This is a genomic window from Sulfurospirillum halorespirans DSM 13726 (assembly GCF_001723605.1).
Classification (GTDB): Bacteria; Campylobacterota; Campylobacteria; order Campylobacterales; family Sulfurospirillaceae; genus Sulfurospirillum; species Sulfurospirillum halorespirans.
Map to the genome: position 1 here is coordinate 1,772,281 of NZ_CP017111.1, position 21,747 is coordinate 1,794,027.

Here is a 21,747-nt window from a genome sequence, read left to right on the forward strand (position 1 = left end):
TATCAATCATTTATTTGGGCATATCAGACTGTTTTGTATATAATGTTTGTTGAATAAATAGTTATACTCATGAAGGAAAAGACACAAATGTTTGAAGACCTGATAAAAGAAATAGAACGTTTAAACGGTCAATCTGTATCCGTTCCTATTGACTCTGATGAGAAAGGCTATACAGACAAACAATGTCCATCAGAAGAATGTGAGTTTATTTTCAAAGTCAATGAAGAAGACTGGAAGAACATTTTTAAAGATGAAGCTGTTTGGTGTCCTCTTTGTCGTCATGAAGCCCCGGCAGATCAGTGGTTTACTATTGAGCAAGTTGAACATGCCAAAGCGGAAGCCTTCGCTGTCGTTCAAGGAAAAGTACACAATGCTTTAAAATCAGATGCTCAAAAATTTAATCGAAAACAACTGAAAAACAGTTTTATTTCTATGTCAATGGAAGTAAAAGGTGGTTTTCATAGAACTTACACAATTCCTGCACAAGCAGCTGAATTAATGCAGCTTGAAATCCAATGTGAAAAGTGTAATGCACGTTTTGCTGTAATTGGCAGCGCCTATTTCTGCCCAGCATGTGGTCACAATTCAGTAACTCAAACATTTTCAGATTCACTTAGAAAAATAAAAGCCAAAAAAGATGGCATTGATATAGTTAGAAAAGCACTAATTGAATCTATAGGAAAAGACGAAGCCGAGTTGACTTGTCGATCACTTCGTGAAACATGTATATCCGATGGTGTTGTTGCATTTCAAAAATATTGTGAAGGCATGTATGAAGGCTTTGGAAAAATTCCTTTTAATGCATTTCAACGTTTAGAACAAGGAAGTCAACTGTGGTCAATTGCTGTTCAAAAAGGTTATAACGATTGGCTATCTGATGAAGCACTCGCAAAACTAAACATCTTATATCAAAAGCGACATTTGCTGTCTCATAATGAAGGTATCGTTGATTCTCAATATATTAATAAATCTGGTGATACTGCTTATAAAGAAGGGCAGAGAATCGTTATCACAGATAAAGATATTGACTCTTTGGTCTCATCTTTAGAGAAACTAAGTAATGGTATTAAAAGCGTTTGCAGTAATGTATAAAAAATCAGAGGAGCCAATAAATTACCTTGCAGGTAATTTATTGGCTCATTTTAAACGTTAAACAAAAAAAGAGAGCTTAAACTTTTAACTTTTACATGTAAAGCGCAACTGCCCTCACCGCTTCAGGGTAGGCATGTGCATACTTTTGAATCCCTGAACCAAAACTCTCCAACATATCTTTCGCACGAATAAACAGTGCTGTATCATCTTCAATCTTCGCTAATTCAAAAAGATTTTTGATCATCGTTGAAAGCGGACTTTTGTAGCTGTTATCTTCCAAAACCGCTTTGGCACGAAAGGCTTTGTCAGAGAGATACCACGTCTCTTCTTTGTAAAATTTATGCTCTGACTCATGGCTTAGTTTCTTTGCCAACTCTAAGTAGCTTCCTTCTTTGGTATGTGCGTAGCCACGCAGTAACGCTTCAATCACAAAGGCATAATCTTCCAGCAGTGCTTCCACTTTCAAACTGCCACCTAAGACGATTTGGTGGTACAAAACGCCGTTTACATGTAAAGTCTTCAAGAGCGTATCCAGTACACTTTTTGCTTTTTCTATTTTGCCTGCCTCAAAAAGTGCTGTAACCATTAAAGCGTTCCATGCGGTTAAAATTTTGGTGTCGATAAACGGATACGCCACTCTTTGGCGCACCTCTTTTAAAATCGCTTTTGCTTCATCCAAACGAGCAGGTTTTTCGTTACATGTAAGAATAGGATTGGTGGTTTGGTGTTCAAAATTACCAAATTTTGTGATGCCAAAATAGTCCATCACGGCTTTGGTTTCCACTTCGCTCAGCCCACCTTTTAAAAGTGCCTCTTTGGCTTGGAGCAAGCCAAAAACAAAGTATTTGCCCTCTTCTCCTTCGCTGTCCGCATCGCTGGCACTTAGATAAAGTCCCTCTTTTAAAAAGCGCTCATCCATCGCTTCGATGGTTTTATCCACCACTTCATTGAACAGTGGTTTTTGTGTCAGAGTGTAAAGCTTAGCATAGACTTCGATCAGCTCGGCATTGGTATAAAGCATTTTTTCAAAATGGGGAATCACCCAAGCCTCATCGACGCTGTAACGGTAAAATCCACCTTCAATTTGATCGTTTATGCCACCAGTCGCCATCGCAAACAGCGCATCTTCGCTCATATACAACGCTTCAAGGTTTTTGGTTTGGGCGTAAATATCTAAAAGTGCGTTCCATGTCGACGCATGGGGAAATTTAGGCGCACTTCCAATGCCTTTGGAAACATCATCAAAACTCGTTTTTACCTTGCTCACAAAAGCTTCAATCACCGCTTCGGTGTGAATACTCTCTTTTTGCTCAAAACTCCGCTCATACTGTTTGATCGCCGCTTCAATACTCTGCGCACTCTTTTGAACTTCTTCATATTCATCATCAAACTTACCTTTGATGAAACTTGTCAGTTCACGAAAACCCATGCGTCCCTGCGCACTCACTGGTGGCAGATAAGTACCTGCAAAAATAACCTGCTGTGTGGGTGTCATAATGATACTCAGAGGCCACCCACCGGCGCGTTTAGTCAGCAGATAATGCACGTCTTGGTAGTATTTGTCAAGGTCAGGCATCTCTTCACGATCGACTTTAATGCTGACATACGCATCATTGAGCACTTTCGCACTAACGTCGTCCTCAAACGTCTCGCGCTCCATCACATGACACCAATGACAGGTACTGTATCCGATGGAGAGAAAGATCAGCTTGTTTTCGTCTTTGGCTTTGGCAAGCGCTTTATCGCTCCATGCCATCCAATTGACCGGATTGTGGGCATGTTGCAAAAGATAAGGAGAATCCTCATGGATCAGTTCATTGGTGTGCATCACAGACTCCTAGGGGTTGTAAGGCGTGGGTGTGTAGCCTTTTTGAATCAACGACTTCATTCCGCCTTTGAGATTGACCACTTTGTAGCCTTGCTTTGAAAGAAGCTCCGAAACAGCAGAAGTTCGACTTCCTGTACGGCAAATAAGGGCAAACTCTTGATCTTTACTCACATATTTATCCAACGCTTTCATGAAAGCTTCCGCGTCATAACGTCCTTGTTCATCAAAAAAAGTTAGTGGAATGGCATCTTTAACAATTCCAGTCTCTTTCCATTCAGGCATGGTTCGAATATCGATGATTTTAATGCCACTTTTAACAACTTCTTCGCTTACGTCAACATGGCGTAGTTCCGCAAATAAGAAGGTCGAAAAAAGGGCGATAAGCAGTAAAATTTTAGACATGAAAAACTCCTCACTTTTTAGGAGTTATTCTATCTCTTTTAAGTTAGCAGAACTTTAAATCTTATAGGCTTTTTCATAACCTTTGAAAAGATAAAGAGTTCACTAAGAGTGCGTTAATTTTTACAACTCAAAATTGAGTCATAGCCAAAGCTATGGCGATGTTTTTAGTTTTGAAAAGTGATGTGCTATAAGTGATACTCTTTTTTCAATAGGTTATGAAAAAGCCTATTGTACCATTCCCGCTTCAACTAAAAAGGGAGAATGGGTATAGCTGATCTTTTTAATCTTGTCGTATTTGGCATACGAGAGAATGAGCATATCTTTCGCGCGTGTGGTTGCTACGTAAAAAAGACGACGTTCTTCCTCCAAGCTTCCACCCTTTTGCATCAGCTTGCGATTGGGAAAACGCCCATCCATAAGGTCAATCACATAGACCTCTTTAAATTCTAGCCCTTTGCTCGCGTGAATACTCAGCAAATTGACCCCCTCGCCTTCACTCATCTCATTGCTTCCAAGGGTGAGTGCATTTAAAAAACGCTCGCTGGAAGCATAACCGCTTGCCAAATCTTTGAGCAAGTGCCCTTTGCGAAAAATACGCGCACGTGCTTCTGCCTTTAGTTTTTCATCCACCGTTCCATCTTTTTTGATCGTACGCTTCACCGCTAAGACTTCAGCAATCGCGCTAAACACTTCAGAGCTTAAGACTTGGTTGATAAGGCTTTGAGGCGTTTTAATGCGTGTTGCATGCTTCATAAATTTGTAAAACTGGTGGAGAAATTTGGCGCCATCAATAGACAGTTTCGGGTGTTTTAAGATAGGACTTGAGAGAAACTGCTCTTCAAAGCCTAAGCTGTAAAAACGACTCACACTACCAAGGTCCATAATGTCATCAAAGAGTCCTAGCTGATGGTTTTTAGCCCGCTTTTTAAAGAGATCTTCCACATCCTCACGTGGATGAAAAAATCCTTGGTAGATGTTGCCATCCCCTAGTTTAAAAAGCCCATCAAACAGCTCTTTGGAGAGTGAACTTCCCACACCTCTAGCGTATTCAAAACTATGAATAAACGCCATCATATCTTTAGGATTGACCACCACACCCACCAAATCGAGCATCGCTTTTACTTCAGCAGAGTCAAAAAAACTAATGCCCCCTTTTCGCTTACAGGCAATGCCCTGCTCACGTAGCGTGGCTTCAATGCCATCAGCGGTGGAGTTATTGCGAAAAATAACAGCAATCTCAGCAGGCTCATGCATGGAGTGTTTAATCAGGGTTGATATGGACTGATACTGCGAAAAAAGCTCATCGTAAATCAACAATTTTGGCGCTTCAAAGGCTCCATCACGCGTAACTTCAAGCCTTTTTTCATACAATCTTGGATTTTTTTCAATGACACGATTGGCTAAGGAGAGAATTTTATGTGATGAGCGGTAATTTTTGTTAAGCGTAAAGACATTGGCATTGGGATAACGTGTTGCAAAGGAACCGATAATGTCAATATTGGCACCATTAAACGCGTAAATACTTTGATCGTAATCACCCACGCAAAACAGCGACTTGGAGCGAAATGCATCAATGAGTGAGCCTTGCAATGTATTGGTATCTTGATACTCATCGATCAAAACTTCATCAAAGCTCAACACATCAGTGGTCTTGAGTGTGTCACGCATCAAAATCAAAAGATCGTTAAAATCCACATACTCAAATTCGCGTTTGAGCGCTTGAAACTCTTCAAAAATATCTTCGTAAATATCAAAAAAGAGCCCATGTTCGCTGTCATTGGACTCAAGCCACTCCGAAAAACTTTGTGTTACCGTACTGTTTTGGTAGAGTGAGAAAATATCGTAAAGATACGCCGCACCATAGGCTTTTGCCGTGGAATCAATGTGGTCAAATCGGCGTCTATCGTGGATGCTTTTAAGTAAAATTTTGAGATCTTTAGGCTGTTTTAAAACAATATTTCGACCTAACTTTTTCAAAAGTCGGTAACTAACTGCATGAAAGGTACCCGATTCAATTTGGGAGGTGATATTTTTACCAAAGAAAACACCCACGCGCTCCAACATTTCTGCCGCCGCTTTGTTAGTAAAGGTCAGTAGTAAAATACGCGAAGGCAAAATACCTTGGTTTAAAAGATGGGCAATTCTCGCCACGATGGTCGAGGTTTTCCCTGTTCCAGCACTAGCGATGATAAGATTATGTCCTGAGGGTGCAGTTGCTGCACTTCTTTGCTCAGTATTGAGTCGGCTAAGAGGCATTGGGTTCCTAGAGTAAAAAAATTAGAGGTGGGATTTTAGTCCAAAACACCCTAAAACAAAGTAAAGCCTCACAGATACCAGTGACGTTTAACCAACTTTCCATCTTTATTTTCATCGACATAGACTTTTTTAGGGTCATCATCCGAGAGCCAGAGCAGATAATTCATCTCAGGAGTGCTAATCTCAATGCGTTTTTCAACGATTTCATAGTTGCCTTTGGAGAGTTGCTCAAAAACGCGAGAAAGGACATGATCAGTACGAGGAAGTTTGAGCTCTTTAAGATTGATATTGTCGTGCATAAATTGATAAATCAGCTTTTTTTGAAGCACCAATGTTGCAAAATAAGAGCCACTTTCGCGGTACTCTTTGGTACTGATAAGATTTTTGGCAACATTGCCTAAAGGGTTGATCGAATCAACTTTAGCGCACGCATCGCCAATAGCGGTTAATATCTGCTCATTTTTATCATTTCGAATCAGAAAAACGGCACCATCGTTGCACACTTTTTCAAAATTTTTCGCCTCATAATCTTTCAAAAGATCGTTGTAAGAATAGGCGTACAGATAACTGCAAAAAAGACCCAATAATGCTAAAACAACTCTCATTCTTGTCCTTTATAAAAATTTAGTAGTTCGTGTGCTTCTTTAGAATTAATATAGCCTAAAAAAAGTTCCAAAGACCTTATAGCTTCTGTGCGATCTCCAAGGTAAAACTTTGCTTTGGCGTAGAGTATCCACGGTTTTTCAGAGCTTGAATTATATTTGCTTGCCTCTTTTGCCCACATTATCACCTCTGCATACGCTTTTCGCTCAAAGTAAAAATGCGCCAACGCATGGGCGTTGTCAAAATTTGGAACCGCATTATGCGCTTTGAGCAACTGGTGTTCTTCACGTAAAGAGCGTGTGGCTTCTTCGGTCTCAACAACAGGTAGTTTTACCTCTTCTTTGTAAACATGCGGTGCTAAAAAGAGTGTTTCATCAAGTGACACTTCAGGTGTTATTGTTTCTAAAAGCGTCGTATTGCTCTCATTGCGATCACTAAGGCTTGGAATAACGATCATCGCCTTAGGCTCCTCCTTAGGTGGCACGGGCACAACAACGGGCACAATTTTGCTATGGTGTATCCAATAATATCCGCCAAATCCCCCTAAAAAAAGGAACGCTATTGTAAAAACAATACGTAAAATCCGTATCTTTTTAAGCCTCGCACACCGTTTTTCAAGCTCTTCAAAACGTACACTAGTCATGGATCAGTCCAATATCAAGTGCTGCCATCGTTAAAAGGCAACTGTTCAGTTTACGATACTTCGACAACCCCTTTTTCTGCGCATAATCGAGCAGTTTCATGAGCGTATACAAAAACTTTTTTATCATTCTAAAGTTGCCTTTGGCATATCGGGCAATCACACGTGCTTCATTTTTAGTAAACATCAGTGCGATTTCACCGTGCGTATGCCCCATAAACAGGGTGTGAATGTAACGTAATATCTCATTTTCTTCCAAATTTCCATACTCAATGACCAGTTTTGTACGGGTTTTAAACTGCTTTTTTGCAAGCAAAGCCCGCCCCTCATCTTTATGCATGGCAAGGACAAATTGAAAGAGTTTGGTGTCACTCAGGATACGCAGGAATTCAAACTGTTCATCATTGAGAAGTTGCGCTTCATCGATGAAGATCGTACAAAATGTGCCCACGTACGCTTCAAAAAGTTCATCCAAAAACTCACCTTGACTTTTGTTTTTATCAAAAGGCATTTCTCTGGCTTCATAGAGCTCTTTAAAAAGATCGCGTGGGTCAAAAAAAGGGTGTTCTATCAAAATACTCGCACCATTTCGCATCGCAGAGTAGTGCATGACACGCATGATGTGGCTCTTGCCAACACCGGGATCACCCATGATGAAAATAAGCGGAATAAGCGGATCGCCGATGGAAATGCTTAGTTTATTGCGAGCAATTTCGGCACTCATGCTATCAAAATAAAACGAAGGATCAACCGTATCTTTAAAAAACTCTTTTGCGGCTTCAAAATCTCTCATTTTTACTCTTTTAATCATACTTTTTTTTAACTTTTTGATTTTAGCATATTCTGTGACGTTTGCTTGTGACTTATTTAATCTTGCTTTAGATAAAATTATAAAATATTATTAAAAGGATAAGATATGACTATAATATTTCCAACCATGAAAGAAGATGGACTAGGAGCAAAACGTGGTGCACACTTTGGTAAAGCGACTTTTTATACTGCAGTTGATGTGATTGATGGTATTGTTCAAGAAGTGAGTGTCCATAAAAACCCTGGACATGTCACAGGAGGCTGTGCCAATGCTGTCTCCAATATTCAAGCGCTAGGTGCAAATACACTGGTTGTATCAGGAATTGGAGCAGATCCACTCAAAAAGTTTTTACATGTAGGGATTGATGTCTATTTTGATGACAAAAATGATACCGTAGAAGATGCGTTACGCGACTTTATAGCAGGCAAAACAGCCAAGATCAATCCTGATCATAGCTGTGAACATCATCATTAAAAATTAACCGCATTCTCTTCTGGAATCAAAGAACGTTTTGGAAGAGGAGGTGCTAGGTTGAGCTGTTGAGATTGTTGTTGTTGTTTTGGAGCGTTATTTTGTTGTTGCTGTTGTTGAAAAACGCCCTCTTTTTTAATAGCATCAACGATTTCTTTTGTTGATGGATTGGTTTTGACAGTGAGCTCTTTAATGTACACGGCATCAATCACTAAACCGTGTGTTTTTTTAGCATACGCAATCAAGGTTGCTTTGAAAAGCTCTTTACCGCGTGAGGTTACAAGATCTTCGGCAAAATAACTGCCAATGACAATGTTGAGCGCGTCCACGACTTTATACTCATAAAGTTTAACCTCTTTGCCCTCAAAAATCAGACCAACCATCGCTTCAACAGGCTTTTTATCGGACTTTGCAAAGACATTGGCTTTAAAATGTTCCAACACCAATGTCTCAGCAAAAAGGCTTACATGTAACAGTAAAAATGCGATGAAAATGCGTCTCATAGGAGCCTTTGTTATACGGATGTGTCGAGTACACTCCCGCCAAGTTCGGCAATACGTGCGTCGACTTTTTCAAGTGCTTTTTGCATCGTAGTATAACTAATTTCAGGTAATTTTTCACCCCACATCTGCTCCGCTTCCGCAAAACCTCTTAGCATTCCCTCGCGACCTGCTTGGAGTTTTTCAAGGTCGTCCCCAGCACCATTAACGACAAAATCAGCGATACGCTCACTGGTTTGGGTAATGCCAAAAAATCCATCTTCAGAGACCAATTCAGCAGCTTCATCTTGCGTTAAATCGGCTATGGGTGTACCCGTGTAGCCAATGTCAGCTAGGCTAAACGTATTGGCTTGCTCACCAAACGTGGTGCTTGATTGTGCCATCATCTGTTTTTGATACTGCACCAAATACGCATTTGCAATATCTTTACCGCTAAGTTTATTCTTTTGTGCATCGTCTAAACTGATCGTGGATTTCGTACTGTACGTCGCACTCGACGTACTTTCATAACTTACATTAAGTTCCATAGGTTGCCCCCTTGTGGTTTACATGTAAATCGTCAAAAGTCGCCAAAAAGTGAATCGCTCTTTACTTCTTCTATTTTTAAGATGTCCGATTTTTGGTAAAACTCCCCTACTTTGGGGGAAACTTGCACACACCGTGTCAAATGCTCAAAAAAGCGTTGGTAGTGGTAGTCGAGCAGAAGCTGTTTGGGGTAACGAGCACGCGAAATCGCCACATAAAACTGGCTTTTTTCAAAGATGTTGTTAATATTGCAGACCAATGAGTCAATGCTCATCCCCTGACTCTTATGAATCGTGATGGCGTAAGCGAGTTTGAGTGGAAACTGCTCAATGGAAACGAGTGGTTTTTCTTTGACTTCGCCTTCCATAACGACATTTTCATGCAACGTGTACTCTTGGCGTTCCACTTTCACGAGCTCGCCCGCTTTTTCCACGATGACCTCATTTTCATCAATCGCCTTGATGATACCTCGCTCACCATTGTAGTATTTGCCCCATTTGTTAGTGCAAAAAAGCACCTTTGCACCCACTTTTAAGGTCAAGTCCACAGGAATGGGAAGTGCGTTTTTCCACCCCTCGATTTTGTTTACATGTAAAGACTGTTCATGCACTTTTTCTTTGGCTTTGAGGACGATAGGCTCACTCTCGATCTGTGCTAATTTTTGGATGTTCAGCATCTCGGCTTCTTTGTTCCTGCCAAACAAGACTGTTGGGTCATCATCCCAAACACCGACATTTGTACGCAAAGCTTCAAGGTATTCGAGTGTATCACCATCAAGTATGCCACGTCGTATTTTGCCAAGATGCGAGAAAAAAAGTACATCGTGTGTGCGTTTGGTGATCGTCAGTTCCACCACCACAGGCTCAAACGTATTCCATGAACTGCTCTCAAACGCGTACTCAAAACCGCCCCACAGACTATTTTCTTTACCTTTAGAGACAGGAGGAAGCTGGAAAAAATCACCCACAAAGAGCACACTTCCCTCAAACCCCGCATTGCGAAGACGATAATAAATCATATCGAGCAAGTCTGCCGAAACCATGCTAATCTCATCAATGACCAAGAGATCGCACCTTGTAAGCACTTTTTTGATCTCAACGAGTCTGGCTTTAGTGTAACGATCATGACGGGTGAGTTCATCGAGGTGGGTGCAGATGCCAAAGGCAAAAAAGCTGTGCAAAGTTTGACCGCCAACATTGACTGCACTCACCCCTGTACTTCCAAGAACGACGATTTGCTTGCCGACTTTTCGCAGCTCTGTAACGATTTCACCCACCAGATAACTCTTGCCAACGCCCGCACCACCCGTGAGGAGAACATTGTCCTTTTTTAAGATGTCGATGAGTTTTTGTGCTAAGTTCAAAGAGGCTTCCTAAGTTGTTTTGGGTATTATAGCATTAAGAAAATTCAAGGCTTCAAATATGTCAATACGGAATATTTTTCTTTTTACATGTACGCTTTTTCTTCTCAGCGGGTGTTCTTTAAAAGAGCCATCAGCCCAAACAGTGATTGCACAAAAAAGCAGTTCAAAAGAGATGCTGCTTTACCCTCAAAACGTAGACTTTTTAGCGCAAAATATCACGCCTCAAAGCGTTGCACAAGACGATTTTACCTACCGTTACTATTCGCCATGGTTTAGAACGCATGTCAGCCACGACAAAGACGATGCGCTCTGGGCAAATCGGTCGTATGGACTGAAAAATCGTTATTATGGTGAAAATCTGCAACTCATCGATGGCGCTGAGATCGATACTATCATTAGCGCGACAAACGTAGAAGCGTATGGAAGCCTCAACTCACATGCGATTATGATCCAAAATGCACAAATGCGCAACCTCCCCTCCGACAAACCTTTTTTCAAAAAAACGACTTTGCCAGGAGAAGGCTATCCGTTTGATTATTTGCAAACATCACGCATTCATGTGGCTGAGCCTATTATCATTTCACACTACAGTAAAGATGGCGCTTGGGCATTTGTGGAGAGTTCTTTTGCTTCGGGGTGGATTCCTGTTGAGAGCTTTGTGACGGTGAATGCCAAAGAGCGTACCGAGTTTTTGAGCACAGTAAAAGTTGCCATCACGAAAGACAATGTACCCCTTTATAACGCAAAACAACGCTTCATCACGTATGCCAAAGTGGGAGCCATCTTGCCCATCAGCAGTGAAGACGATGACTTTTTTTACGCTTACATGTACACACGAGACGCCGCATTTAACGCTCAGAAATTAGAACTGCGCATCCCAAAAAGCTTTGCGCAAACCGTACCCCTAAGCTTTAGCAAAGAGAATCTCAGCCAAATTGGCGATGCACTTTTGGGTGAAAAATACGGCTGGGGCGGCTTTCTAGCCAATCGCGACTGCTCCGCCATGACGCGCGATTTTCTCTCTCCTTTTGGCATCTGGATTCCACGTAATTCCGCAGCACAAAAAAGTTTTGGAGAGTATGTTTCACTCAAAGATTTAACACCCAAGGAGAAAGAAGCGATGATACTCAAAAACGGCATAGCCTTTTTAAGCCTCATTTACCTCAAAGGTCACATTATGCTTTACGCGGGTGAATTTGAGGGTAAAGCCCTTGTGATGCAAAACATTTGGGGTGTGAGAACGATGGAGGAAGGCAAAGAAGGTCGCAATGTCATCGGCAAAGCCATCATCTCAGACTTGTATGTGGGAGCCAATCAACCCAATGTGCCAGAGAATGGACTGCTTATCAACCGCGTTGAGGGCATTATGGTCAAACCTGCCAATCCTAAAAGCAATAACCTTGTCTCAAAATACCCAAGCGTCAAAACGATCAAAGATAACACCGTCTTTTTTATGGATGGAAGCTCACTACCTTATGATGACAAAAAAGTAAAAACATTTGACGAGAAGCTTGAAAATGCAGACATCGAAGATATGTTCGCCCAAAAATACTCAGCCTTTGCACCCATAACCGACCCTGCTCTCAATGATGACCCCGGTCGTTTTCGCAACGATGCCTTTTTGAAAAAACTCTACGGTTCCAGTAAAAGCGAGATCGAAAAAAACCTTACAACGGTAAACTGGCTTCCTAACCACGGCGGAGTAAAACTGAAATTTAACAAAAATGAAAACGCGGCCGCACAACTGCAAAAAGTCTCTGACGAACTCGATCAATTGCCTGAAGAGTACATGAAATACCTCAAAAAAGTCGATGGAACCTACTACTACCGAAAAATCGCAGGAACTTCTCGCCTTAGTGCTCATAGTTACGGCATTGCCATTGATTTAGATACACAATTTTCAAGCTACTGGCGATGGGATAAAACCTACCAATTCAAAAATGAAATCCCTCAAAAAATCGTCGATATTTTTGAAAAACACGGCTTCATTTGGGGTGGAAGATGGTACCACTACGACACGATGCACTTTGAGTATCGACCAGAATTTTTTGAGAGCATAGATTAAATGGAGCAAAAGATGGAAGCATTATTGGTGATAGATATGCAAGTAGGCGCATTTCAAACGCCTCGTTTTGAAGCAGAAAAAGTCATTGAAAATATCAATCTTCTCTCAACATTTTTTAGGCAAAAGCATCAACCTGTTATTTTTGTACAACACGATGGGACAAAAGAAAACTTTTTAGTTTATGGTAGCGATGAATGGCACATCTTGCCTTCTTTGACTCAAAAAGCAAACGACTACTGCATTGAAAAAGAAGCCAATGACTGTTTTTATAAGACGGAATTAGAAGCTCTTTTGCAAAAGCTAAATGTTCAAAAACTCTATATCTGCGGTTGCGCCACTGACTTTTGTGTCAACGCAACCGTTCATGGGGCATTGGTCAGAGATTATGCGATTACGGTCATCAAAGATGGACACACAACAGTGGATCGTCCAATGTTAAAAGCAGAGCACATTATCAACTTTCACAACTGGTTATGGGAAAATTTAACCCCGACGCAAAGCCGTATTGAAGTCAAAAACACACAAGAAATAGTCAAATAGAGCTTTACATGTAAAGCCTCTTATTTCGTAAACCCGCACGCCTTGATGTCTTTTTCATCCTCTTTCACAATCGCTTGCGCCGCGATCACAGTTTGACCATTAAACGTCACAGCAGGGTTTCCGTGTAGCTTCCAACCATCATTTAAAAACTCCGTAATTCTCGTGCAAAAGGTTGAATCATCGGGTCCTGTGATAAGTTTGTACTGCATATTTTCTCCTTTAAAATCTTTACATGTAAACGTATTTTAATCTGTTTTACTTAAAAGATTGACGATAAATTTTACCTTCAATTTGAACTATTTGGAAATACCGAATAGTTGAATTTTCCTCAAGCTCATCTGTTTTGACTCAGCCAAACTGTTTCATTCTCAAAACTGACTTCTAAACTCACTTGCCCTTTATCATCGTTGCTATCCTCTTTTTTTATATTTTATTATAGCCTTTTAATAAAAAGGTTATCCATTTCATTTTAAAATGAAATAACATTTTACATGTAAAAAATTTCAAATTCCTAGATGTAGATCAAGGTTTTTTACTTTTAAATGAGATAAAATGACTCTCATATAAAACACTTGAAAGGATTCAGATGACATTTACCGCAAAAATAGACAAAACTACCCTTAAAGGCACACCCGTAAAGCTGGAAGGAAACTTCCAAGAAGTGGGCAATAATGCGCCCATCGTTACCGTTGTCACGCCAGACTTACAAGAAAAAACCATCGGTGGTGAGGGCAATAAAGCGCAACTCATCATCGTAGTACCTTCACTTGACACACCCGTGTGTGACGCGGAAGCAAGGCGTTTTAACCAAGAGGTTGCTAAACATGAGAACATTGACACGACGATTGTTTCGATGGACTTACCGTTTGCAAGCGCAAAATTTTGCAATGTGGCGGGCATCGAAAGTCTAACCGTTGGCAGTGACTTTAGACACAAAGCGTTTGCGCGTGCTTATGGAATGCTCATTGGAGAAGGCGCATTAAAAGGCTTGTGTGCTAGAGCCCTTTTTGTGATCAGTAAAGATGGCAAAATCGTGTACAAACAGGTGGTTCCAGAGATTACCGAAGAGCCCAATTACGACGAAGCGCTAAATGCCGCTATCGATGCAGCCAATAGGGGGGCTAGTTGTTGTGGTTTTTGTCAGTAGTTTAACGCCACCAGAGCCTCCAAAAACAACGGCTCTTCAAAACCTAGTCGCTCAGCCACACCGCCTCTTTTTCTTTGCAGGGGTGGTACAAGGCGTGCTTTTCGTTGCTCTTTTAGGTCTGCATTATGCAGGGCTTTTGAGTTTACATGTAAGCGTGGGGCTGTACCATGCTTATGCGATGACGTTCATCGTCTTTACCCAGTTTTTTGCTGGCTTTTTGCTGACGACGTTTCCACGCTATCTCTCGCGCCCATCGGCATCACCAAAAGAATATTTGCCGATCGCATGGTTGATGAATGGCGGTGGACTTTTGTTTATTGCACTCTCGTTTGTCTCGGAGATGGCACTTGTCGCCCCTATGCTTGTTATCATGGCGGGCTATGTCAAACTTTGCTTGCTTTTGCTTGAATTTCAAACCAAAAGCACGGTGACCAATAAAGTTGATACGACATGGATGCTCAGAGCGTTTGCACTCGGTCTTGTAGGTCAATTACTGTTTATAGCAAATCTATTTATTCCAGCCTACGCACTCGCACTTGGGGTGAGTTTTTACCTCTATTTGTTCTTTATTGTTCTCATCGTTTCACAAAAAATGATGCCATTTTTTGCCGCTAATACCATTATCGGCTATACGATGAACAAAAGCAAGCACTTTTTGCTCTTGGTTTTTGTGGCACTCGTCCTCAAAGTGGTTTTAGAAGCGTTAAGCATGAACGCATTTGTGGCGGACAGTGCGCTCTTTGGCATCATCACGTATGAGCTTTTGAAATGGCGCCTACCGTTTCGTAAATCACCTGCCATTTTATGGGTACTTTTTCTCTCCATTTGGTGGGTTCCCGTAGGGTTTGGGCTTTTTGTGGTACAAGATTTTTCAGCATTAGTTGGTCACTCCATTTATCTGGAAAAATCGCCACTACACGCCTTGGCATTGGGCTATTTTACCACCGTTCTTGTGGGTTTTGGAACCAGAGTGATCTTAGGTCATTCAGGGCGAACGCCTAAAGCAGATGCCTATGCCGTGACACTCTTTGGGCTCATTCAAGCGATGGCGCTGATTCGTATCATCGCAGGCATTTTCCCGCAATTTGGGTACTTGCATGCAGTACTTACGGTGGCAGTTTTGTGGATTGTTATCTTTGGATTGTGGTCGAAGCGGTATATTCATATCTTATTTGAGAAGTAACGCAGAATGTGAGCCCAAATACAGGGCTCACCTCTTTACATGTAAACCTAAGATATTACTTCAAAGCCTGCTTCATCAATTGCTTTTTCAAACACACTTACATCAATCGGAGCATCATATTCAATAACTGTTTGACCACTAGCAAGGTCAACATTGACACTCTTCACACCTTTGATTCCCTCTAAAACGCCTTTGACGCTTTTGACGCATCCCCCACAACTCATCCCTTTAACCACCAATGTGATTGTTGCCATTGTTTATCCTTTTACTATAATTTTATTTCATTTTCCAACGTCTTAACAGCAGTGAATTACTCACCACCGAAACCGAACTCATCGCCATTGCTCCCCCTGCGACAATGGGGTTTAACATACCCAAAAATGCCAATGGAATCGCTAGAATATTATACACAAAAGCCAAAAAGAGGTTCTGCTTAATTTTTGACATCGTAGCGCGCGAAAGAGCGATGGCATTGACGACATAAAGTGGATCGTTTGCAATTAAGATCAAATCAGCACTTTCCACGGCAATATCCGAGCCATTGGACATTGCAATCGCCACATCTGCCACCGCAAGTGCGGGAGCGTCATTGATACCATCACCCACCATACAGACAAATTTGCCTTCATTTTTAAGCTTGGTGATCGCATCCGCTTTGCCATTTGGTAAAACGCCTGCAAAAAAGTGCTCAATGCCTAGCTCACGAGCGACTTTTTGAGCACAACGTTCATTATCGCCTGTGAGCATATAGACCTCTATGCCATCGTTTTGAAGCTTTTCAACCGCTATTTTAGCGCTCTCACGAATCGTATCGGCCAGCGCGATATAACCGATAATCTGCTCTTTTGTAGAGAGCGCTACAATACTGTTACCCTCTTCCAAAAACGTTTGCGCAACCGTTGAGGGTTGTAATGACGTGAACTGAGCGATAAAAGCAGGAGAACCTACAAAATAAACCATGCCATCGATCTCGCCTGAAACACCTAGTCCTGAATAATTCTGAAATGCTTGAACGCTCTTGGGTGATGTTTGCGGTGATGAAGCGATAATCGCTTTAGCTAACGGGTGTTTGGACCCCTCTTCCAAGGCTGCAGCAAGGGCTAAAACTTGCTCTTTTGAAAGTGTACTCTCAATTAAAACATCTACCACCTGAGGGTTTGCATAAGTCAATGTTCCCGTTTTATCAAACACAACGGCGTTGATTTTGCCCACATTTTCAAGCACTTCGGCATTTTTAATGAGAATCCCCTCACTCGCACCCCTTCCAACACCAACCATAATCGCCGTTGGTGTCGCAAGTCCAAGCGCGCAGGGGCACGCAATGACCAGAACCGAGACCGCATTGATGATCGCCTCTTCAAAATCGCCCCCGATAAACCACCACGCACCCAAGGTAATCACCGCGATGCTCACCACAATCGGCACAAAAATACCTGCAATCGTATCGGCAAGGCGTTGAATCGGTGCTTTAGAACCTTGCGCCTCTTCGATGAGGCGGACGATCGAAGCTAAAAAGGTATCGGAGCCCACTTTGGTCGCTTGACATTTAAGCATCCCATCGCCATTTTTGGTCGCTCCTACAATCTTATCGCCCACAGATTTAAGCACGGGTAAACTTTCCCCCGTCATCATCGACTCATCGACCATACTATTGCCCTCAACGACAATGCCATCAGTGGGAATACTCTCGCCTGCTTTGACCACAAAAATATCGTTTACATGTAAAGCTTCTATGCTGATCTCTTCGAGCTTTCCATCACGCTCTACAAACGCATTTTTAGGCTGTAAATGAAGGAGTTTCGCAATAGCAAACCCCGTTTTGGCTTTCGCCCTCACCTCTAAAAGTTTGCCTAAAAGTACCAACGTTATGACCGAAACGGAGGCTTCAAAGTAAAGGTGCAACGGCACGTAAAAAAGTACAACGCTAAGGCTTAAAAAGTACGCAGCACTCGTGCCTAAAACGACGAGAACGTCCATATTGGCACTGCCACTTTTCAGGCTTTTATACGCACCCACATAAAACTTTCGCCCACAGTAAAACTGCACAATCGTCGCAAGGGCTAATTGAAGCATTGGGGGAAGATGCAGATGAATGTTAAAAAGCATCGCCACCATTTCGACTAAAAACGGTAGGGTCAGCAGTGCGGAGAGGCTAAATTCTCTCAAAAGTTTTTGGTAATCCTGCTCTTTATCCAGACTTTTTTGATCTTGATCGACTTTGGAAGATTCGGTAGCACCAAAACCTGTTTTTTCAATGCTTTGGATAATTTCGGGAAGGTTGATATTTGGGTTAGATGAGGCAATAAACGCTTTTTCGCTCGCTAAGTTGACATTGGCAGTAACGCCTTCAAGCTTGCCAAGCACACGCTCAATACGCGCGGAACATGCCGCACATGTCATGCCTTTGATGTCAAGCTCAAAATGTTTTTCGGACATTTTTTGTCTCCTATCTTTTTGTGACATTCTAACGCTTCGTTACTTGCGTCAAGATGAAACAAAAAAAGTAGCCAAATCTTTACATGTAAAGGGTTACGAAGAGAGATATTGCGTTATATCCACATCATCGATCTGTTCAGGAGTCAGATACTTTTGCGCATACTGCATATAAACACCACTACGTAAAAAAAGATCAAAGAGGTCGCCATCGATGTGTTCATCTTTTTTAAGCATGCTTAAAATTTTGATCGCCTCAGAGATCGTTTTTGCTTTTTTATACGGTCGATCACTGGCAGTTAAAGCTTCAAAAATATCGGCAATAGCGATGATGCGAGCAGGAAGAGAGATCTGCTCTTTGGTAAGCTTCCTTGGATACCCAGTGCCTTTCATCGTCTCATGGTGCGCGCAGGCATACTCAGGAACATGTTTGAGATTGTCCATAAAGGGAAGTTCAGAGAGCATACGAATGCTCATGATGATATGCTCATTGATCTTATAACGCTCCTCATCGTTCAGGGTTCCCCTAGCGATGCTAAGGTTGTAGAGTTCACCTAGATTATTGTAGTACTTTGGTATCTCCATCTTAATGCCAAGGCGCGTAAAGACCTTTGCATCGACCTCCTGCGCTCTTGAAATGAGATGCTCTGGTTTATCTTGGAGAAGCGTTTCAACACATGGAAGGGGTTTAAGAGGAATGTCAAGCAACCGTTTTTTCTCCGCTTCGCTCATACCCAATCGATCATCAAAATGACGTGTCCACGTGATGGAAGCGATCTCTTTGAGGCGTTCAATTTTTTGAGCATCCATAAACTCACCACCGATGTTACACTCGGCTAAAAAGGCAAAATCATCAAAGAGTTTTGCTTCTGCAACTGAGCGTTTTTGCATCAAAAGCTCTTGCGTGTCTTTGCCTTTTAAAAGTGCTTCTAAATACGCGATATGCGCATCTCTAAGCAACACTTCAAAACGGGTACGAATCTCATGAATACGGTTGTGAATACTCTCCAGTTTCGTTGCCTTATCGACCACATATTCAGGTGTCGTCACTTTGCCACAGTCGTGAAGAAGTGCGGCTATACGAAACTCCCTCCACGCATTTTCATCGGTAAAATTAAACTTTTTAAAAATACCTTCATGGCTGTTATTTGCTTCCTGCGCCAACATCGTGGCAAGTTCAGGTACACGCTCGCAATGCCCACCCGTATAAGGTGATTTATCATCGATGGCACTAGCAATAAGCTTGATAAACGACTCCATCAGGTTCTCTTGTGCTTTTTCATGCGCTTTGATCGAACGCGCCATCAACACCATCGAATGGCTGAGTGCGTAAAACTCTTTGATGCGTGTTCGAACATGATGCACAGCGTCGTACTGTTTAAGAGCAACGCCATCACTCATCGTTTTGAGTAAATCAACAGGGGCAATGATAATGCGTCTTAAAAAAAGCCATGTCACAACAATGATCAAAAGCATGATAAACAGTGAAATCACAATGGTTTGAATCATAATCGCATCGATCTCTTGGGTCACTTTTTTCTCTTCCAAATAGGTACCAATGTACCACTGTTTTCCAAAATCAGAGGGAAATTCTGAAAAGGCGAATAGGTAGTTTTTATTCGCTTCATTGTGAACTCGACCACGCTTTGTTCCATTTAAAAATTGCTCATACGATGCTTGTATCTCTTTGGGGAGTTGATCCACAGTGATATTGGACTCTTTTGTGGGTAAGGAGCTTGCGATCACATCGCCATGAGGATTGACAATGACAATAGGTCCATCGACAACGAGACTTTGTTCTTGAAGCAATTTGGTGATCGAAGCAATGGTAAAATCAATTCCAGCTACTTTCACTTTTTCACTCATTTGATTTATAAAAGGGTATGAAACGGTTATGCCAATCTCATTGGTTGAAGCAAAAGCATAAGGTTCTGACCAGTAAAAATTTTCATGGGAAGTTGCTTTTGTAAACCATGTGCGTTCACGCGGATCGTATGATAAGGGTTTATTTTCAATGCGAATGGTTTCAAATTCGGTATTTTTATACGCCCATTCATCAATACCTAGGTTGCTACGTGTATCGATGGTTCGCATAGCAAATTCGGGTGTGCGTCTGGCTTGAAAGAAGTTACCATGTAGATCAGCAATGTAAATGCTCGCAATTTTCTCATCGGAGAGCAATATCTCCCACATCATTCGCGTAAAAATTTCCCTTGAAGCAAAGAGATCATCGTTTTGTTGGCTATGAATCAACACTTTAAGATGCGCAGATGTCTTTTGTAAAGAGACTTTGATGGTTTCAATGATGTTTTTACGCACCTCTGCATTGCGCTTTTGAATCATACTGTAAGAATTTTTGGAACTTTGCAGGTAATTATGACCAATCAACGAGATAGAAAGAAAACTCGCAAGCCCTAAAATAAGGGTGATAATGCTAAAGGTGAACGTGTAACGTTTGGTCTTTTTCATAGTGATGCTCCTTACAAGAAGAGAGGCAGGCAGATAAATACTATGGTTCTAAGAAATTGTAACACGATTTAGAGCAATCGACACTACTTTTTTAAACTTATTCTTCTCTTTTTTCCGCAAGAAGAGCAACTTCTTCAATATCTGTACTAAAATCTTGGTATTCCAGTTTGGCATCTTTAAGATTCTTCGTCGCTTTGGCACCTAAACGCTTCAAATTTTCCACACGACCTAAGATATTGCCTGAACCTTCACTGAGCTGTTTTTGAGCGCTTTCATAGCTGTTATTGAGCGTTTGAAGCTGAGTGCCCACTTTTTTGAAACTCTCCGAAAAACCTACCATTTTGTCGTACATCTTGCCTGCTTCATCAAACAGCTTTGTCGCAAGTGTACTAGACTGCTCACTTTGCCAGTAAAGATAGATCGTACGCAAAGAAACGGTTAAAGTCGAAGGATTCACAATGGCAATGTGCTTACGAAGCGCGTATTCATACAGTTTTGGATCTTCGTTAATTGCAACCGAAAATGCCCCTTCAATCGGCACAAACATAAAAACATACTGCAACGTTCCTTGTTTATAGTGCGCATAATCTTTAGAATCCAGTGTGTCAATATGCTCGCGAAAGGCTTGCATAAGCGCTTTGGAAGCAATGTGCTTCTCCTCATCACTCTCAGCCCTAATAAACTCATCGTAACTGTTGAGTGAGACTTTAGAATCGATGATGATCGTACGCTCTTGTGGCAGTTTAATGACAACATCAGGACGTTTTGTACGTCCCTCTTCATCTTTATAACTCTCTTGCGTTTCGTAGTGAACGCCTTTCACAAGCCCAGAATACTCCAAAACGCTCTCCAAGATCATTTCACCCCAACTGCCTTGGCTCTGTTTTTTACCTTTGAGCGCTTTGGTAAGATTTTCAGCCTCTTTGGAGATATTCATACCTGCACGAGCGACCAGTTCGATCTCTTTGGAGAGCTCTGCAAATTTTTTCGTGCTGTTCTCTTGGGAATTTTCAACGCTTTTTTTGAAATGTTCTAGATTTTCTTTAAAAGGTTTTAGCAGTGTTTCAAGCGATTTGATCGAGGTATCGTCCAGTTTTTGAAGCTTTTTTTCTAGGTGTTGCTCCATAATGGCATTGAGTTTAAGTTCAAGCTTTTTCCCCTGCTCTTCAAAATCGAGTTTAAGCTTTTGATGGCTCTCTTTTTGTGCTTGAAGTTCGGCTTGCAGTGTCGCATTTCTCATGTTGAGGGCGAGGTTTTCCATGTTTAATTGCTCATTTTTGGCTTTCATCTCAGCGAGCGCGTACGCTTTGTCCTTTAGAACAGCTCGAATCCACAATCCAAAGACCACCATCGCAACGAGAAACGTGATAAAAACAGCTAGCAATAGCATCATCTCTTGGGGCATAACAACTCCTCATA

Annotated in this window: 20 protein-coding genes; 6 read left to right on the top strand and 14 right to left on the bottom strand. The window is 41.6% G+C overall.

Annotated elements, in window-relative coordinates:
- Nucleotides 1–87 precede the first annotated feature (87 nt).
- Nucleotides 88–1,092 (top strand): hypothetical protein, encoded by a 1,005-nt coding sequence (locus SHALO_RS08890; RefSeq protein WP_069478213.1) that lies wholly within the window; start codon nucleotides 88–90, stop codon nucleotides 1,090–1,092.
- A gap of 91 nt (nucleotides 1,093–1,183) precedes the next feature.
- Here SHALO_RS08890 and SHALO_RS08895 read toward each other — a convergent pair whose 3' ends face one another.
- The 6 genes from SHALO_RS08895 to SHALO_RS08920 form a co-directional block, all read right to left on the bottom strand.
- Nucleotides 1,184–2,920, bottom strand: coding sequence for a thioredoxin domain-containing protein (locus tag SHALO_RS08895; protein WP_069478214.1), 1,737 nt, complete (start codon nucleotides 2,918–2,920; stop codon nucleotides 1,184–1,186).
- 9 nt (nucleotides 2,921–2,929) lie between these two features.
- Nucleotides 2,930–3,322 carry a rhodanese-like domain-containing protein gene (locus SHALO_RS08900; RefSeq protein ID WP_069478215.1) on the bottom strand — a complete coding sequence of 131 codons (393 nt, stop codon included), beginning with the start codon at nucleotides 3,320–3,322 and terminating at the stop codon, nucleotides 2,930–2,932.
- Nucleotides 3,323–3,547: 225 nt separating this feature from the next.
- On the bottom strand, nucleotides 3,548–5,578 hold the full coding sequence (locus tag SHALO_RS08905; RefSeq protein WP_069478216.1) for an ATP-dependent helicase: 2,031 nt from the start codon (nucleotides 5,576–5,578) through the stop codon (nucleotides 3,548–3,550).
- Between the two features lie 68 nt (nucleotides 5,579–5,646).
- A complete protein-coding gene (locus SHALO_RS08910; protein WP_025345127.1) occupies nucleotides 5,647–6,183 on the bottom strand; it encodes a hypothetical protein in 537 nt (178 codons plus the stop codon).
- Nucleotides 6,180–6,824 carry a CDC27 family protein gene (locus SHALO_RS08915; protein WP_084010841.1) on the bottom strand — a complete coding sequence of 215 codons (645 nt, stop codon included), beginning with the start codon at nucleotides 6,822–6,824 and terminating at the stop codon, nucleotides 6,180–6,182. The genes SHALO_RS08910 and SHALO_RS08915 overlap by 4 nt, the downstream gene beginning before the upstream one ends.
- Nucleotides 6,817–7,614: an ATP-binding protein gene (locus SHALO_RS08920; protein WP_025345129.1), complete on the bottom strand. Its 798-nt coding sequence runs from the start codon at nucleotides 7,612–7,614 to the stop codon at nucleotides 6,817–6,819. The genes SHALO_RS08915 and SHALO_RS08920 overlap by 8 nt, the downstream gene beginning before the upstream one ends.
- A gap of 123 nt (nucleotides 7,615–7,737) precedes the next feature.
- Between SHALO_RS08920 and SHALO_RS08925 the strand changes: the two genes are divergently transcribed.
- Nucleotides 7,738–8,106, top strand: a complete 369-nt coding sequence (locus SHALO_RS08925; RefSeq protein ID WP_025345130.1) for a NifB/NifX family molybdenum-iron cluster-binding protein — start codon at nucleotides 7,738–7,740, stop codon at nucleotides 8,104–8,106.
- Here SHALO_RS08925 and SHALO_RS08930 read toward each other — a convergent pair.
- Genes SHALO_RS08930 through SHALO_RS08940 form a run of 3 tightly spaced genes read right to left on the bottom strand, consistent with a single transcriptional unit; the run spans nucleotide 8,103 to nucleotide 10,491 of the window.
- Nucleotides 8,103–8,606, bottom strand: coding sequence for a flagellar basal body-associated FliL family protein (locus tag SHALO_RS08930; RefSeq protein ID WP_069478218.1), 504 nt, complete (start codon nucleotides 8,604–8,606; stop codon nucleotides 8,103–8,105). The genes SHALO_RS08925 and SHALO_RS08930 overlap by 4 nt on opposite strands.
- An 11-nt stretch (nucleotides 8,607–8,617) precedes the next feature.
- The gene (locus SHALO_RS08935) at nucleotides 8,618–9,130 is read right to left on the bottom strand and encodes a hydrogenase (RefSeq protein WP_069478219.1); all 513 of its coding nucleotides are present in this window, start codon (nucleotides 9,128–9,130) and stop codon (nucleotides 8,618–8,620) included.
- 32 nt (nucleotides 9,131–9,162) lie between these two features.
- Nucleotides 9,163–10,491, bottom strand: a complete 1,329-nt coding sequence (locus SHALO_RS08940; RefSeq protein ID WP_069478220.1) for an ATP-dependent DNA helicase — start codon at nucleotides 10,489–10,491, stop codon at nucleotides 9,163–9,165.
- A 58-nt stretch (nucleotides 10,492–10,549) separates the two neighbouring features.
- Here SHALO_RS08940 and SHALO_RS08945 point away from each other — a divergent pair, with 58 nt between their 5' ends.
- Nucleotides 10,550–12,556 carry an SH3 domain-containing protein gene (locus SHALO_RS08945; protein WP_069478221.1) on the top strand — a complete coding sequence of 669 codons (2,007 nt, stop codon included), beginning with the start codon at nucleotides 10,550–10,552 and terminating at the stop codon, nucleotides 12,554–12,556.
- 12 nt (nucleotides 12,557–12,568) lie between these two features.
- Entirely contained in the window at nucleotides 12,569–13,096 is a 528-nt protein-coding gene (locus SHALO_RS08950; RefSeq protein ID WP_069478222.1) for a cysteine hydrolase family protein, read from the top strand.
- A gap of 20 nt (nucleotides 13,097–13,116) precedes the next feature.
- Here the strand turns inward: SHALO_RS08950 and SHALO_RS08955 are convergent, their stop codons facing one another.
- Nucleotides 13,117–13,305, bottom strand: a complete 189-nt coding sequence (locus tag SHALO_RS08955; protein WP_025345136.1) for a DUF1737 domain-containing protein — start codon at nucleotides 13,303–13,305, stop codon at nucleotides 13,117–13,119.
- 377 nt (nucleotides 13,306–13,682) lie between these two features.
- Here SHALO_RS08955 and tpx point away from each other — a divergent pair, with 377 nt between their 5' ends.
- Together tpx and SHALO_RS08965 are read left to right on the top strand one after the other, a co-directional pair.
- A complete protein-coding gene (gene tpx, locus SHALO_RS08960; RefSeq protein ID WP_084010845.1) occupies nucleotides 13,683–14,243 on the top strand; it encodes a thiol peroxidase in 561 nt (186 codons plus the stop codon).
- Nucleotides 14,188–15,426 (top strand): NnrS family protein, encoded by a 1,239-nt coding sequence (locus SHALO_RS08965; protein WP_238585223.1) that lies wholly within the window; start codon nucleotides 14,188–14,190, stop codon nucleotides 15,424–15,426. The genes tpx and SHALO_RS08965 overlap by 56 nt, the downstream gene beginning before the upstream one ends.
- 47 nt (nucleotides 15,427–15,473) lie before the next feature.
- Here SHALO_RS08965 and SHALO_RS08970 read toward each other — a convergent pair whose 3' ends face one another.
- The 4 genes from SHALO_RS08970 to SHALO_RS08985 form a co-directional block, all read right to left on the bottom strand.
- Complete coding sequence (locus SHALO_RS08970) at nucleotides 15,474–15,680, bottom strand: heavy-metal-associated domain-containing protein (protein ID WP_025345140.1); 207 nt, start codon at nucleotides 15,678–15,680, stop codon at nucleotides 15,474–15,476.
- Nucleotides 15,681–15,702: 22 nt separating this feature from the next.
- Nucleotides 15,703–17,862 (bottom strand): heavy metal translocating P-type ATPase, encoded by a 2,160-nt coding sequence (locus SHALO_RS08975; RefSeq protein WP_069478224.1) that lies wholly within the window; start codon nucleotides 17,860–17,862, stop codon nucleotides 15,703–15,705.
- Nucleotides 17,863–17,955: 93 nt separating this feature from the next.
- The gene (locus SHALO_RS08980; RefSeq protein WP_069478225.1) at nucleotides 17,956–20,328 is read right to left on the bottom strand and encodes an HD domain-containing phosphohydrolase; all 2,373 of its coding nucleotides are present in this window, start codon (nucleotides 20,326–20,328) and stop codon (nucleotides 17,956–17,958) included.
- 97 nt (nucleotides 20,329–20,425) lie between these two features.
- Nucleotides 20,426–21,733: a DNA recombination protein RmuC gene (locus SHALO_RS08985; protein ID WP_069478226.1), complete on the bottom strand. Its 1,308-nt coding sequence runs from the start codon at nucleotides 21,731–21,733 to the stop codon at nucleotides 20,426–20,428.
- Nucleotides 21,734–21,747: the final 14 nt, after the last annotated feature.